The 15717-nt window shown below is 60.6% G+C and carries 10 protein-coding genes; 2 read left to right on the top strand and 8 right to left on the bottom strand.

Features of this window, described 5'->3' with window-relative positions; genetic code table 11:
• The first annotated feature begins 269 nt into the window (after window positions 1–269).
• Window positions 270–1106, top strand: coding sequence for a transglutaminase-like cysteine peptidase (locus tag K9B32_RS28135; RefSeq protein WP_224568498.1), 837 nt, complete (start codon window positions 270–272; stop codon window positions 1104–1106).
• A 72-nt stretch (window positions 1107–1178) separates the two neighbouring features.
• Here K9B32_RS28135 and K9B32_RS28130 read toward each other — a convergent pair whose 3' ends face one another.
• From K9B32_RS28130 to K9B32_RS28115, 4 genes are read right to left on the bottom strand one after another with little or no spacing between them, the layout of a single operon-like run.
• Complete coding sequence (locus tag K9B32_RS28130; protein WP_224568496.1) at window positions 1179–1838, bottom strand: ribbon-helix-helix domain-containing protein; 660 nt, start codon at window positions 1836–1838, stop codon at window positions 1179–1181.
• A gap of 1 nt (window position 1839) precedes the next feature.
• Window positions 1840–3135 carry an HlyD family type I secretion periplasmic adaptor subunit gene (locus K9B32_RS28125; protein ID WP_224568494.1) on the bottom strand — a complete coding sequence of 432 codons (1296 nt, stop codon included), beginning with the start codon at window positions 3133–3135 and terminating at the stop codon, window positions 1840–1842.
• A complete protein-coding gene (locus tag K9B32_RS28120; protein WP_224568492.1) occupies window positions 3132–5294 on the bottom strand; it encodes a type I secretion system permease/ATPase in 2163 nt (720 codons plus the stop codon). Before K9B32_RS28120 ends, K9B32_RS28125 begins: the two co-directional genes overlap by 4 nt.
• A 19-nt stretch (window positions 5295–5313) precedes the next feature.
• Window positions 5314–6675 (bottom strand): TolC family outer membrane protein, encoded by a 1362-nt coding sequence (locus K9B32_RS28115; RefSeq protein ID WP_224568534.1) that lies wholly within the window; start codon window positions 6673–6675, stop codon window positions 5314–5316.
• 454 nt (window positions 6676–7129) lie between these two features.
• Between K9B32_RS28115 and K9B32_RS28110 the strand changes: the two genes are divergently transcribed.
• Complete coding sequence (locus tag K9B32_RS28110; protein WP_224568490.1) at window positions 7130–7753, top strand: GGDEF domain-containing protein; 624 nt, start codon at window positions 7130–7132, stop codon at window positions 7751–7753.
• Between the two features lies 1 nt (window position 7754).
• Here the strand turns inward: K9B32_RS28110 and K9B32_RS29205 are convergent, their stop codons facing one another.
• From K9B32_RS29205 to K9B32_RS28090, 4 genes are all read right to left on the bottom strand, one after another.
• Window positions 7755–8162: a transposase gene (locus K9B32_RS29205; protein ID WP_224568488.1), complete on the bottom strand. Its 408-nt coding sequence runs from the start codon at window positions 8160–8162 to the stop codon at window positions 7755–7757.
• On the bottom strand, window positions 8074–8766 hold the full coding sequence (locus K9B32_RS28100) for a hypothetical protein (protein WP_224568477.1): 693 nt from the start codon (window positions 8764–8766) through the stop codon (window positions 8074–8076). Before K9B32_RS28100 ends, K9B32_RS29205 begins: the two co-directional genes overlap by 89 nt.
• A 73-nt stretch (window positions 8767–8839) precedes the next feature.
• Window positions 8840–9034 carry a transposase gene (locus K9B32_RS28095; RefSeq protein WP_224568475.1) on the bottom strand — a complete coding sequence of 65 codons (195 nt, stop codon included), beginning with the start codon at window positions 9032–9034 and terminating at the stop codon, window positions 8840–8842.
• Window positions 9035–9223: 189 nt separating this feature from the next.
• Window positions 9224–15688: a tandem-95 repeat protein gene (locus tag K9B32_RS28090; RefSeq protein WP_224568473.1), complete on the bottom strand. Its 6465-nt coding sequence runs from the start codon at window positions 15686–15688 to the stop codon at window positions 9224–9226.
• Between the last annotated feature and the right edge of the window lie 29 nt (window positions 15689–15717).

Below are 15717 nucleotides of genomic sequence, written 5' to 3'. Positions count from 1 at the left end.
AAACCCTTCGCCCAAACTTGGTTGATGGACACACTAAACTTTTATGTTCTTTTGAATGGATAATTTATACCGACCTTATCCACGCTTAAATACCTGATTTTTATAGCTGTTTTGTACGCTTCTCTCAACCAACCGAGAGACGACGATCCATGAAGCGCAGTATAAAAACAAGTAATATCGCCGCTTTTGCTTTCTCTGCATTCTCCCTTGCGTTCTCGCCGAATATTTCGTCGGCCTCCGCGCTTTCGTCTTCACAGATGTCAGGCGCAATGTACTCCGTTGACTTCGCTGCTGAAACCGCCCGCGCGCTGACCCTTGGTGGTGTCGCTCATCTCCTCAGCCTGGCGACAAACGCCATCGGCACCATCGACGTTGCTGCGCTGACGCGCTCGCTGCAGCCCGAGCCGGCCGGCTGGGTGAAGGAGAGCGTCGAACCGGAGCAGCCGGCCGCGCGTCCGGCGATTGCTGTGCCGACCGGCAGCGCCGCATTCGGAACCGTCGCCATTCCGTTCAAGCGGCTCGCTGCTCTGAAGAAGTTCGCACCCTCCCTGTCGGAAATGACGGATGGAACGGCAATCAACTGCAGCGCCGGCGAATGCTCCGAGGCCGCGACCGCGATCAAGGTTACCTTCACCAAGACCTCGCAATCCTCGATCCGCGACAAGCTGAACGCGGTCAACGTCACCATCAACCACACGATCCGCTACAGACGCGACATCGACACCTACAAGGTGGCCGACTACTGGGCGACGCCCGCCGAAACGCTCTCGCGCCAGCAGGGCGATTGCGAGGATTTCGCGATCCTGAAGATGGCGGCTCTGCACGCCGAGGGCATTAATCTCAAGGACATGTCCGTCGTCGTGCTCTTCGATCAGAAACGCCGCTTCTACCACGCGGTGCTTTCCGTCGCGGTCAACGGCAATCGCTTCATCCTGGACAACATGCGCGACGAGGTTCTGCCCGATACGAAGCTGCCCGACTACGTGCCGCTCTACTCGATTGCGGACGGCAAGGGCTACCTCCACGGAACGCGCACCGGCGCCAAGCAGGTCGCCTCCGCAATGCCGCTGGAAAAGGCGGCTCCGGGCGAAGGCGTGGCGTTCTGAGAGGTTACTGGCAAGACATAGAAAAACAGGCGGCTGGAGTTCGGCCGCCTTTTTCATGTCCGGAATTGGCGATCAGTAGCGCGAGATGTAGCCGATCAGCATCGACTTCTCGTGCGTTGGCGCCAGCGCCAGATTGATCTGCCCCTTCATTGCGGCCGAGCCGACGGCAATGGTGAAGCCGGTGTTCAGCGTCTTGCCGCGGTTGCGATAGAGCGTGGCGATGGCCTCGTCGATCTGCGTGTCGATCGAGAACCGCAAACTCTTCGTCAAATGCGCGGCATCACCAAGCGGAAGCCGCTGGCGCAGCATGGTCAGGAAGGGATCGTTGAAGAGCTGGATCTTCTTTTCCTGCGTCAGCAGGATGGTCGGCGACGGCGACGCCTGAATGATGGCGTTGACGTTTGCCAGCGACGAGGCGTCCTCGACGGTATCCAGCCGGCGCAGCGCCCACTTGAAGCTAAGGACGCGCAGCAGCGAGGCGAGGTTGCCGGACTCGGGCATCTGCGAGGCGGTATAGTGCACGAGGTCGGCAGTGCTCATCTTGCCGGCCGACGACATGCGGCCGAGGCCATCCCAGTAGATCCGCTCGAGGCGGATGCCACGTCGCTCGCCGCCGCGGCCGACGACAGCGCGGAAGCGCGGCTCGATCTCATCGGCGCCGATGGCCGGCAAAGGCTCATCGATCGGTTCAAGCTCGGAGAGTGCATTGCTGCCTGGCTTGACGATCAGCATCCTATCGCTCCGTCAGCGCTTCACTGCGCGCCTTGTTGATCGGCTTCATCAGATAGCTGAGCACCGTCTTGTTGCCGGTCATGATCTCGACCGAGGCAACCATGCCGGGGATGATCGGATAGGACTTGCCGTCACGCTCCAGGGCAGATTTGTCGGTCTTGACCTGCACCAGATAGTAGGTCTCACCCTTTTCCTTCTCCACGAGACTGTCGGCCGAGATGTTCTCGACGATACCCTCGAGGCCGCCGAAGATCGAGAAATCGTAGGCCGTGATCTTGACGACGGCCGGCTGGCCGCGACGCACGAAGGCGACATCGCGCGGCGAAATCTTGGCTTCGACCAGCAGCGTATCGGCGGTCGGCACGATACCGGCAATGACGCGGCCGGGATCGACATAGGCGCCGATCGTGTTGACCTCCAGCGTGTTGACGATGCCGTCGACGGGCGAGCGAATGTCGGTGCGCTTGACGCGGTCAGACGCGCCGCGGATGGTTTCGTCGACGACCGAGAGCTCGGCCAGCGCCTGCGCCTTGTCGGTCAGCGCCTGCTGACGCAATTCGAGGGCAAGATCGCCGAGCTGCAGTTTGGCTTCCTGCACTGCCGCCTGCAGTCGGTCGATGCTCTCCTGATAGACCTTGAGCTGGCCCTGCTGGTCGGTCAGGTCGCGCTCTGTCTTTAAGACTTCGGTCTGGGCGACCAGCTTCTTCTTCGCCAGCGGGCTGATGAGATCGTATTGCCGCTGTGCGCCATCGATATTCTGCTCGAGCCGGTCGATATTGGCGTGCGCTTCGCTCAGTTCGTTTTGGCGCTGGCGAACCCGTTCCTTCAGCACCCCGAGCTTGTTCTGGTAGCTGGCACGATCGGCGGCAAAAAGCTGCTCCTCGTTTGCGCAGACATCCTTGGCGACGGCCAAAATCTCTTCCGGGCAAATGAACGGCGTATTGTATTGACCGGCTTCCTCGAGCTTCAATCGGGCCACCTTGGCACCGAGCGCGCGTGCCTTGGCAACGGATTCACCAAGGGTGGACGTCGTTGTCGTGTTGTCGAGCTGGACGAGCAGCTGGCCCTTTCGGACAACCTGACCGAGGACGACGGCGATCTGCTGGACGACGCCGGGCTCCGAAGACTGGATGATCTGCGTCTTGGAGACGGGAATGACCTTGCCTTCGCCGCGGGCGATCTCGTTGATATCAGCGATCGCCGCCCAGGCGATGAAGCTCGCAATGACGAGGGCGACCAACGCCAGAATGCCGCGGGCGAGAAGCGGAGGATTGTCGTGACGATTGCTGAGGCTCATGGCTGCGCCCCCGCCGGTTTGCGCTGCATGGCTTCGATCACCGCGTTCTTCGGCCCATCTGCGATGATCCGGCCCTTGTCGATAACGATCAGACGGTCGACAAGCTCAAGCATGCTGTAGCGGTGGGTGGCGATCAACAGCGTGGTGTCACGGCTGATTGCCTTCGACAGGCGCGCAATCAGGTTGCGCTCGGTGGCCAGGTCCATGGCGCCCGACGGCTCATCAAGAAACACGATCTTCGGTTTCGTGAGCAGCAGACGGGCGATCGTCAGCGCCTGTTTCTGGCCGCTCGATAGGTTGGTGCCGCGCTCTCCGACCGGCATGTCGAAGCCCCGAGGATGGTTGCCGACGAACTCGTCGACACCGGTCATGCGGGCGACCTCGAGCAGTTCCTCGTCGGTCGCGTCGGCGCGTCCGATCAGTAGGTTCTCCTTGACCGTGCCCGAGAAGAGATCGGACGACTGGCCAGCCACGGCGACCGCCGAGCGGACCTCGGCCATGTGGTATTGGCGGATATCAACGCCATCGATCAATATCCGGCCACCCGAGGGGCAGAAGAGCCCGTCGAGCAAGCGGCCGAGCGTGGTCTTGCCGGAGCCGATGCGGCCGATGATGCCGATCCGTTCGCCCGGCTGCACGGTAAAGGACAGCTTGTTGATGACGGGATAGTCCGAGCCCGGATACTGGAAGGACACATCCTGGAAACTGAACGCGCCGCGCGTAATCTCGCGGTTGACGAAGCCGACCGTGGACGGGCGATCGTCCGGCTGTTCCATGATCTTGTCGAGGATGCGTAGCGACATGGTTGCCTGGCGGAAGCGTGCCAGCGTCATGGCGATCTGGCCGAGCGGTGCGCCGGCACGGCTCGCCAGCATGACCGTCGCGACAATCGCGCCCATGGCAATGCGACCCTCGGAGAACTCGTAGGTGCCGGCAATCACGATCAGGACGCTCACCATCTGCTGGATGAACATCGTCATGTTGATGGCATTCGTCGAGATATGCTTGATATCCTCGCTGGTGCGGCTCGAATACTTGCTCAGCTCCTGCCAGCGGCGCAGCATCGTCGCTTCGGCGCGCAGGCTCTTCAGCGTTTCGATCGTCGAGATCGTCTCGACCAGCAGAGACTGGCGGCGCGAGGCCTCGTTGGCGGCGGTCGCCATGCGTTTGCCAATCGCCGCCTGCGCGTAGAGGCCGATGATCACGGACAGCACGAATGCCACGGCCGGGATGACCACCAGCCAGCCCGCGATCAGATAGATAACTGCCAGGAAGATGAAGACGAAAAGGCTGTCAATCAGCACGCCGATCGTGTTCGAAGTGAAGAACTCGCGAACGAATTCATACTGCGTCACGCGGTTGGCATATTCGCCTGTCGACATCGGCCGCGAGGCGAGCGTGGAATTCAGCACCTTATCGAACAGTAGCTGCGACAGGCGCAGATCCGCCTTGCGTCCGGCATAATCGATGAGCGACGAACGCGCCGTCTTCAAGAGGAAGTCGAAGATATAGGCAAGCGAGATGCCCGCAGCCAAGACCCAGAGCGTCGGGATCGCCTTGTTCGGCAGCACCCGGTCATAGACGTTCATCGTGAAAAGCGGCGAGCCGAGGGCAATAAGGTTGATGAAGAGCGCCGCGACCATGACGCGGACATAAGTGCGCCAGTAAGGCGCAAGCGTCGTGGCCAACCAATGACGCTTCTCGATCTCGACGGCATTGCCGACCAGCGCCTCTTCCGAGGCATTCTGATAGTAAAGCGTAAAGGCAAATGCCAGTTGCGGCTTTAGCGCCAGGAATTCCTCGCGCGTCAGTCGGATCGGATTGCCGGCAATGGGAACGATATCCGTGACATAGCAGCCGTCCTCGGCGACCTCAAGCACAGGCAGCACGCTGCCATCGGCAAACGCCACGATCGCCGGGCAATCGAAATTGCCCTGGCGACATTCGCGTTCCTGATGCTTGATCACCTGCAGGCCGATCCGCTCGGCCATGCGTTCGACATCGTCAACCTCAAGCGACTCGGTCACCTCATCCGGAAGACCGGAGAAGAGGACCGTGTCGGAGCTTGGTCGGCCATAGAACGCGGCCACGGATTTGAACGCGGCTTTGAATGTCTGCAGCGATGTGCTGCTGGAAGTCTCGAGTGCTACGTTCAGCATTGTTCCATGGCCATCTCGACTACTGCTGTCGAATTGGCGCTAGGAGATCCAGGGGCATGCCAGCCTTTTGATGGGAATCAAGCTCGACATATCCAGGATTCGCGACACTCGCGGGGACAGCAAACTCTTCCCGCGCATAAGGCTTGGACTGATCGACCGGCTTCAGCTTCATCGTCTGAAGCAGATTGCCCGATGCCGCCAGGATCTTGTACTCGGCAAACTGCGAGGCAACGCGCGCGGTATCGGCGAGAACCTGCGTGTTGAATTTCGTATTCTGCGCATCGAGCACATCGAGCAGCGAGCGCTGACCAACCTTGAACTGCTCGCGGTAGGAACCGACGAGCTGGTTGTTGATCGAGGCCTGCTTGTTCAGGATGCCGGAAAGCTCGCCGCGGCTGACACGTTCGTTCCAGGCGGAACGGACCGACTGCTCGACTTCGCGCTGGACCTGGGCGAGATTATAGCGCTGCTCGCCGGCGCGGCGGATCTGCTCCTGCTCGCGGGCGACATCGATGCCGCCGCGATAGAGGTTCCAGCGGGCAACGACGCGGACCTGGTAGTCGTTGGTGTTGCCTTCATCGCCATCGATGTCGTTGCCGACTCGGGCCGTGCCTTCAAGGTTGACCTTCGGCAGGAAGTTGGCGCGCGCGCCGCGAACGCCGGCATCGGCTGCGTTGACATCCGCATTGGCCGAATAGATGCGCGGGCTGTTCTTGCCAGCAACAAAGACCGCATCGTTCAATGTCTTCGGCACGAACTTGCCGACCGACGGCGGCGTCTGCGCATTGGTGATCGGCTCGCCAACGACCTGAAGGAAGCGGATCTTCGTCTGCTCGAGCTCTTCGAGCGCTTCACGCAGCCGCGCCTTGGCGGCCTGCAAACGCTCGCTGCCCTGCAGGCGATCAGCGTCCGTCAGGGCGCCGCCCTTGATGCTCTCGTCGATATCGCCGACCATCTGCGTGTGGAAGGCGACGTTCTGCTTGGCAGCGGCCACGATCTGGTTCTGGAGCACGTATTCCAGATAGTCCTGCGTCACTTCGAGGGCGAGCGACTCAGAGCGTTCGAGGACCCGAAAGGAGGCGCCATCGACGCGAGAAGCCTGCTGCTCGACCTGAGCGCGGCGGCTGCCGCCATCATAAAGTGTCTGCGAGATCGTAAGACCAACATCGCTCGGCGACAGATAGTCATTATCATCTCTCAGCGAACCGGAGCTGGCATTCGACAGCCGACGACGCCCGATTCCGCTCTCCAGATCTACCGATGGCAAGTATAAACCGCGCGCCTGGCGAAGTTCAAACTCGACAGCTTCACGATCCTTCGCAGCCTGCAAGATCTGCGGATTCGTTTTCATCGTTCTTTCGATGGCCTGCTGCAGAGATATCGCACTGGCGTCAGCATAAAACGAACAACTGAAAGCAACCGTAGCAGACAATGCTGCAAAAATTCTTTTGCCTTTAAACAAGATCGATGCCCCTCAACATCAAAGATTCACCCAGCGCACCCGTATACCAAAGATTTTCTTCGGCAAAGAAGTAACACCAATCTTTCCACATTCCAATCGCGACGGCGAGCATTCCTGTCAAGACAGTTAATCGCGGTGGACAACTGCCTAAAGCGAGAATTTTACAGGATTTTTTAACGGGGGCTTTGCCCGAACCTGTTTATCTGGCATTACTTTCAAACGGACATGAACCCCGATGAATTTCAGCCAGCGTTACTCTTCCGCCACAATCGTTTCAGCTCTTCGGATCGCCACCCTCGGCGCTGTCTGCTACGCGGCTGGATCCGTCGGCGTTTTACTTATCTTAAACCTTCTCATGCCGGATCAACCATTTTTGGTAGGATTTACCGGCGCCGGCGTAATTTCGCTTTTTGTTGCATTTCCGCTGCTTCTGATCTTGCAGCTCAAGGTCAGCGAGCTCCGAAAACTGCAGGAAACGGTTAACTATACTGCGCGCCACGACAGCGTGACCAAGACGCTGAACGGCACGGCCTTTGCCGCGGCCGTCGAACACTACATCGACCGGCGCAAGCGAATCGCCACCGATGCAGGCGGCGTGATGATCGCGGTCGTCATCGATACGCTCGACGAGATCAGCCGGCGCTACGGTCCGCAATGGGCCGACACGGTCATGCAGTCGCTTGCTGCGATCATCCAGTCCTCGGTCAGAAAGGGCGATCTGGTTGCCCGCCTCGCCACGAACGAACTAGGCGTCTTTCTGCCAGGCGCGACAGTTGAGAATGCCCAGGATGTCGGCACGCGTATCCGCCGGCGCGTGGCCGAGGCCTCCTTCTCGGCCGAAGGCACGCCGATGACGATCGGCGTACGCCTCGGCGGCGCGGTCTTCGAGGGAGCGACCGACTTCAACCATATCCGCCAACTGGCCGACGAAATGGCCATGCAGCGCGGCGGCGAGAGCGAAGACGCCATCCCGATGTCGCGGCTGCCTGCCGCATGATCTAAGCGATCTGCAAGAACAAGAAAATGGCGGTCTCCGCAGGCTGTGTGAAAACCTCTTGGGGCCTCGGTTTTGACCGGGGCCTTATTTGCCTTGGGTGTTTCGTGTAGGCGGGTGTCGGCTTGGTGTTGATGGTGCGCATGATACTGTAGGCGAGGATTGAGAGGACCATTTCGGTTCTGGTGCCCTTGAGGTTCCTTGTCAGGAAACGGCCGCCCGCCATCATTCGCTTGATGGCGCCGAACGGGTGTTCGACGGCAGAACGGCGGATGCGCATCATCTCCGGGGTAGCCCGTTCCTTCATCCTGTTGAGCGCATCCTCATCGAAGTGCCGGCTGACATGGCGTCTTGAGCCGGTGGTGCAGCGCGATTTGAGAATGCAAGGGCCACAGTCGTCCGGCTTTGGCATAGAACACCAGGCGGTCCCTGTTCATGACCTGCTTGCGTTCGAGCATCCGGCCCTGAGGGCAGACGAACCGATCTGCCATGACGTCGTAGGCAAAGGCGGTGCGGTCGAACAGCGTGCCGTCACCCGTGTTGTTGACGGTGCGGTTGGCCGGGGCGCAGGGCGTGATGCCATCGTCCTCGCAGGCGCTTGCCTGTGCGCCGTTGGAATAGCCGGCATCGGCGACCACCGTCAGGCTGTCGAGGGAAAGCACGTCCTTCGTCGCCCTGGCCCATCGGGCGCGCATCCGCTTCGCCCTCGACCACGGTCGCGCGCCCTGTCTCGTCAAGCCTGCCATGCGATCCAGTTCGCCCCGGCGGCTTTCAAGCATCGCCATGGCGCTTTCCACCGCACCGCCGGCATCGTCCGGCTCGCTGGCGTCGGCCGTATCCAGACCTGAGAGATAATCGGCGATCCTGCGATCGAGGCGGTCGCGGGCCTCCTCGATCTCGCGCCGGCCAGGATCTTCTTCGCGCTTGCCACGGCCCGAAAGAGCGAGCCGTCCAGCGCGACAAGGCGGGCCGTGAACAATCCCGCATCTCGGCAGATCAGCACAAAAGCACGGCAAGCATCGACGATCGCGGACCCGTTGTCACGGCGGAAGTCGGCAGTCGTCTTGAAGTCGGGGACAAGGCGCCGCATCAGCCACATGGCCTCAACGTTGCGGCGGCATCCCGTTCCAGCCGACGCGACGAGCGCACCTCGTTGAAATAGCCGTAGATATAGAGCTTCAAAAGATCGCGCGAATTGTAAGACGGTCGCCCAATCGACGGCGCAACCGCACGCTGGAAACCAAGTTCGGCCATGTTCAGCCGATCGACAAAGGCATCGATCACGCGCACAGCCGCATTCGCGGCAACATAATCCTCAATCCGATCAGGTAGCAAACATGCCTGACCTCGATCCGTTCCTGAAACATAACCCATGAAAATGGCCGCATCGTTTCCAATGCGGCCAGACTAACTGATTTGGCGGACTTATCGCACAGGCTGTCCTGGGCGCCTGTTCCTTTGATTTGCGCGAACTCAGCCGACGTGCGGCGCCGTCGTCGTGTCGTGCTTGTCGTCGAAGAGGATCTTGACCGCTTCAGTGGTGTTCTGGAGAACCGCCACATCGTGCCAGCCGCCATTGGCATTGACGCTGACCACCGTATCTGCACCGCTGACCGTTGTCTTGACGCTGGCGAGTGCCTCCGCCTCGCTTGCCTCATGGCCGAGCAGGCTGTCGAGGAGCTTGGAAACGTCGAGCGTATCGCCCTCGCTTGCCTTGAAGTCGGTGATGACATCGGCGAGCTTGACGTCGCTCAGGGCATCGGCGTCGAGCACGAAGGTGTCAGCCCCTGCCCCGCCCGATATCGTGAACATGCCGCCGCTGCCCGACAGGGTGTCGTCGCCGTCGCTGCCTATTAGCGAGTAAGCATTGCTGCCATTTTCGCTGCCGCCGAGCGTCGTGTCGAAGGCGACCTCGACGAAGTGGCCGGTCGAGCCGTCCGTCAGGGTGTAATCGCCATCGGCAAGGATCGACTGGCCATTAATCTCCGCGTTGGAAGCGTTGGCATCGAGCGAGACGCTGCTGATCGAATGATCCGCCAGGCTCGAAAGCTCGCCGCTGTCGGTGATGCCATTGTGGTTCAGGTCCTGCCAGACGGTGAGCTTCGAGAAGGCCTCATCGGTCGCATCGATCTTGCCGTCATGGTTGCTGTCGAGCGTCGAAAGCGCCGCCAGGCCGTCCACATAGCTGCCACCGGCAAAGTGCGGCGAGAAGATCTCGCTGCCATTGTCGATCTTGCCGTTGCCGTCGACATCGAACGCCAGGATGCCGTCACTGCCGGCTGTCCAGGCGATCTGATCCTTGTGACCGTCGGCATTGATGTCGAACTGCACGCCGTTGTCGAGCGAGGTCAGCGCGACGCCGTTGTGGTCGAGGTCGAGGATGATGGGGTCGATGGCATTCGACAACAGGTAATAGCTCCCAGCAGAGTTTGGCGCCCCAGCCGAAATCACGCTAGTATAGTTGTCAAAGACCGCAACCAACGACGTTGTTCCATTCGACCCGTCTGCGTCCGAGCTGTAATACAAGGCAACCCTGTTGCTACCAAGCACGTCTGAATAGGCGAGAACGAAGACACCGCCGCTAAACGTACCCTTCTGACCAGCGAGCAAGCTGGCTATTTCACTGGCAGAGTTGGCCGAATTGGCGCTGACGTTGAAGACAACAAGGTCTGCACCGGAGATGCTTTGCGCAGACAGACCATTGCCAACGGTGGTCACGGTGACAGCTGAGTTGATCGAACCAGAACCATCATTCGCCAGGGAGAAGTTGACGAAATTCAACGCATCTCTGGTGCTGTCGAAGTCGGTGATGACATCGTAGCCGGTATCGTTCTTGTCAAACACGAAGACATCATTGCCGGTGCCACCTGTAAGCGTATCCTGGCCATTGCCGCCTATCAACGTATCGCCGTTCGCGCCACCGTCGATGACATCGTTTCCGGCGCCGCCTTTAATGACGTCGGCATCGGACGAGCCGCTAATGGTATCTACGAAGTTCGTACCGAGAACTCCTTGGATGTTTGCGTACTTGACCACACCTAGACCCGAAGACGTAAGGTCAGTGGTCGTGAAGGCCGAGCTTTGCGTCAAGGTAAACGCCACACCGGACGTCGCGGCAGACAGATCCAGAATGTCTGTTCCCGAACCGCCGTCAACGATATCCCTGCCGGTCCCAACACGAAGCGTGTCATCACCGTCATTGCCAAGCAACACATCGTCACCGGCGCCGGCAATCAGCAGATCGCCATTGCTGCGGCTGACTATGACGTCATCCCCGGAGGTTCCTGTGAGCGTGCTCGTCCCCAAACTGAAGTTCTTGACGGTATCCGTCACAGAACCGCCGCCACTAAGGGAATAAGTCAGCGTCCCCCCTAGCGACATGTTGTCCTTCAGGGTCACGGAATCGATGTCGTGGTCGGTCTGACCGGAGGCGAAATCAGTAGACGAAACGGTGGAAATGGAAAGGGAGCCCGAGTTCACGCTGTCGTTGGCGAGCAAGGCCCAATCCGGGATCTGGAAGCTAGAATTATTCCCCCCATTGACGATGATAGTTTCGCCTTTCGCGACGGATCCTTCGTTGACGTCCGTCACCGTCACCGCGATCGACTGCGTGTCCGTGGACGTGCCGTCAGAGACCTGCACCTGCACGTCGTAGACGTTGTTACCGCCGGCGTCGGTCGGTACCTCGAAGTTCGGGGCGCTGACGAAGGAGAGCACGCCTGTGGTAGCATTGATCGTGAACTTCCCAGCATCCGCGCCGCCGGTGATCGAGTAGCTCAGTGTCGAGCCTGCATCGACATCCGTCGCCGTCGCCGTCGTCACCGCCGTCGTGTTCTCGGCAACCGAGATCGCAGCCGCAGCGCCGCCGCCGTTCGAGCCGATGACCGGCGCGTCGTTGACCGGATTGACGGTGATGTTGACCGTTGCCACCGCGGAATTGGCCGTGCCGTCGTTCACCTTGTAGGTGAAGCTGTCGGTGCCGTTGTAGTTGGCATCTGGTGTGTAGTCGAAGGCGCCGTTGACGTTGAGCGCCAGCGTGCCGTGTGACGGCCCGGCGACCAGGATCGACGACAGCGCATCCTGCTCGACGTCCTTGTCGTTGGCCACAACACCGCCGGCCTCGATGTGCAGCGTCATGTCCTCGTCGGTCGAATAGCTGTCGTTCGCCGCGACCGGCGCGTCGTTGACCGGTGTCAGGTCCAGTGTCGCGCTGCCAGGAACTGTCGTCGCGCCGTCCGACACCGTGTAGCTGAAGCTGACCGAAGTGTCGTCATCGTCCGCAGGCGTGAAGGTCCAGGTGCCGTTGCCATTGTCGATCAGCGTGCCAGACGAGGCCGAAAGGCCGCTCACCGTCAGCGTGTCACCGTCGACATCCGTCGCACCGGCCAGAAGATCGGCCGTCGTGATCTGATGCGCACCACTGTCCTCGGCGATCGCTGCCAGCGTCACGGCCGGGGCGACCGGCGCGTCGTTGAGCGGCTGAATGTGAATGGTTGCGACCTGCGCGGCACCGTTATCGTGGCCGTCGTTGACGACAACGGTGACAGTTCGATCGATCGAGGCATCCGGGTTATCGCTGCTGTTGGTGTAGACCACGTTTCTCAGGATCGTTTGATAGGTGGCGATCGATGCCGTACCGCTGATCGACAGGATGCCGTTGACGTAGCTGACCGTCAAACCATTTGCCGCTGCCGTTGCGGCTGCGTTGAGCGTCATGCTTTCGGCTGCCCCATCCAGATTGTGAGCGAGCGTCAGGGTCATCGACTGCAGTGTCGAGGAGTCGACATCGCCGAGCGTTGCCTGTGAGGCAAATTGCTGACCCAACTGCTCGACCGCCGTAGTTGTGGCATCATTCCCGACGCCAGCGCCATTGAGATCGACAACCGGTGCGTCGTTGGTGCCGGTTACCGTCCAGGAGACGGTGGCGGGTGTCGAGATCGTGCCGTCGGAGACGCTATAGTTCACCGTGACCGTCGTCGTCTCGCCAGCCGCCAGCGACTGGTAGGCCGAGTGGCTCGGATCGAGCGTGAAGGAACGCGTTGCCGCATCGTAGATCACGCCGGCCGGCAGAGTACCCGGCACGCCGGTGACAGAAAGGGTCGTACCGGCATCGACGTCGCTTGCATTGGCAAGAGCGTCAAGCGTGACGCCTGCGCCATCCTCTGTCGCCACGCCGGTGACTGCGCCGTTGACAACCGGCGCATCGTTGGTGCCGGTTATCGTCCAGGAGACCGAGGCAGGTGTCGATACCGCGCCGTCGGAGACGCTGTAGTTCACCGTAACCGTCGTCGTCTCGCCAGCCGCCAGCGACTGGTAGGCCGAGTGGCTCGGATCGAGCGTGAAGGAATGCGTCGCCGCATCGTAGATCACGCCGGCCGGCAGAATACCCGGCACGCCGGTGACCGACAGGATCGTGCCGACATCGACGTCGCTTGCACGGGCAAGCGCGTCAAGCGTCGCGTCTGTGCCATCCTCTGTCGCCGCGCCGGTGACGGCGTCGCTGACAACCGGCGCATCGTTGGTGCCGGTGATCGTGACCGCAATAGCCTTCGTGACCGCGTCGTGATCGCCGTCCGTCACGGTGTACGGAATGTGCAGGACCGCGGTCTGGCCCGTCGCCAGGCCGTCGAAGGCCGTGCCAGGGACAATCGAGATCGTGTTGCCGTCGGCGCCGAGCGTGATCGACGGTGTACCCAGAATGAGCCCAGCGGGAACCCCGGTGTAGCTCGGCGTGCCGAGGGAAAGAGCAGCGCCACTCACATCGGCGCCGAAGGTGTAGTGAGTACCTTCGGTCAATGTGATGCTCTTGCTTTCGTTCTCCGACATGGCAGCAGCCACATCGATTGCCGTCGGCAGGCTGTCTGCGACATTGATGACGAACTGGCCGGTGCCGAGCGTCACTGCATCGTGGTCGCCGTCGAACGCCTGAACATAGGCACTAAGATCGAGCGAAAGATTATCGCTGCCGGCGGCGTGATCGAATTCGCCGTGCATTGTGAAGGTCGCCGTGCCATTTGCCGAAACCGTCAGGGTGAAGAGCGGCGTTGCCGGCGCACCTTCGGCATAACCGGTCAGTGTGGTTCCGTCGGAAATCACCTTCACCTGCTGGCCGCCGGCTGTAACCGTGCCGAGATTTTCCGCGGTTGCGATGGTTTTCAGCGCGAATACCGCCGCGCCGTTGGCATCGTCAGCACCAACGGAAACCAGCGAGGAAAGATCGATGGTGTTAGACGATACATCGTGGCTGGCCTCGATCTCGAGGCTCCAGTTGCGCAGGGTGCCTACATCGGCCCCAAGATCGTCCCTTATTTCCAGCGTCCAGGTTCCCGCCATACTCTTCCCGTCAAACAGGGAAAGCTGGTCGATCGCCGGACGCCATGTACCGGCATATGGCTGGGTGGCAGCGGTAAAGGAGCTTGCCGCTTCGTCGTCGAACTTGATGGTGCCGTTCGGGTCTCCACCTTCGCCATTGTCGTCAACCAACCGAACCCTGGTGCCATCCGGGGCAATCAGCGTTATCTCAAGGTCTGCCATGAACGTGTGAGTGAGATTGATCGACACGTTGACGTCGTGAATACTTCCGCCAGCGGGTACCGTGATGGTCGAGGTGATCGTGCTGACGTCCGGGATGGCAAGATTGACCGCACCCGACGCGAAGCTGTGCGTTTCAAGCGTCGAGCCACCTTCCACGACGTCGCCGGAGACCGTCGTGTTGGCAACCAGCGTCGGAGCGCTGTCGGCAACATTGATGGTGAAGGGCTGATCGACGTAGTCGCCATCGCCGTCGAAGACGCGAGCGACGAGGTTCAGCGAGATATTGTCGCTGTCAGCCGGGTGATCGAGGTTCTGGAAGAGCGTCGCGGCAAAGCTGCCGGGATGCAAGACGCTGACGATGAAGACCGGATGATCGGCCGTATCGCCGGCCTTGAACGCAACGATTTCCTGATCGACGCCATTCGCCGTGCGAACGAGGTATTCCAAAGGCACGCCGTCGGAGGTGAGGTCGTTGTTGATGATCGGATTTCCATTACCATCCCTGCCGATCTCTATATGGGTATTCTTGCTGTCGGCGCCGATATTGATGTTCAAGCTGGCGAAATCGACGTCGACGACCGGAAGGCCCGTTTCCGAGAGGGTAACCGTCTGAGCCGCGCCGGTGGCAACCGGCACGTCGTCGTTGATCGTGACAATCAGCTGACCGTTGAGCGCGACGCTGTCGCCGTCGCCGTCGGTCACCGTCACCGTCGACGAAAGATCGAGGGCCAAGGACGTGTCGCTATCGATGGCGACGATATTGTCACCGTGGCCCGGGTTGACCACTGTATTGCCGTTCGGAGCGCCGCTTCCGTCGAGATCGAACTTCGTGTTGTCGGCGACATTGCCGACATTCACATACCAGGTCGTGTGCGCCGGAATGTTGAGGACGTAGTCCGGTCCCGCGCCGTGGTTGTCGAGGGTCCAGGTCCGGTCCGTGTTGCTGTCGTTGGTGACGCGGATAATTGCGTCGCCGTCGGCCAATCGGCCTTCGAAGGCGAGATTGCTGCCTCCCACGTCCGCAAGCGCGAAATGGGAACCGGGGGTGTCAAGCGCCGTAGCCGGGGTGATCGCGTGGCCGTTGATCAACAGTCTATCGACATTGTCGAGCGCACCCACCTGCGTGAAGGTATAGGCTCCTGTCTGCGCATTGACGGCGAGCGTGAAGATCGTCGCCAAGCCAGCTTTGGCGATCAAGGTGTTGTCGACCACCGTATAGGCGAGCGCGACGCCGTTTGAGGTCAGCGAAGTCAGGCTCGGGGAGAGAGTGTTCAAGTCGACGCCATACCGTCCGACGCCATCGGCGCCGGTCGAGACCAGAGCCTCAAGGCTGCCTGTGATCGAAGAACCTGCCATGTCTTCGTCGATCGATATGTTGATGATCGCGCCGGTGGAAACTGGCACATCGTCGACGACATTCACAGTGAACGTGC

Source organism: Rhizobium sp. 3T7 (assembly GCF_020166565.1).
GTDB lineage: Bacteria > Pseudomonadota > Alphaproteobacteria > Rhizobiales > Rhizobiaceae > Rhizobium.
The sequence above is the reverse complement of the archived record's forward strand: the minus strand, read 5'-3'. Positions and strand labels throughout refer to the sequence as shown.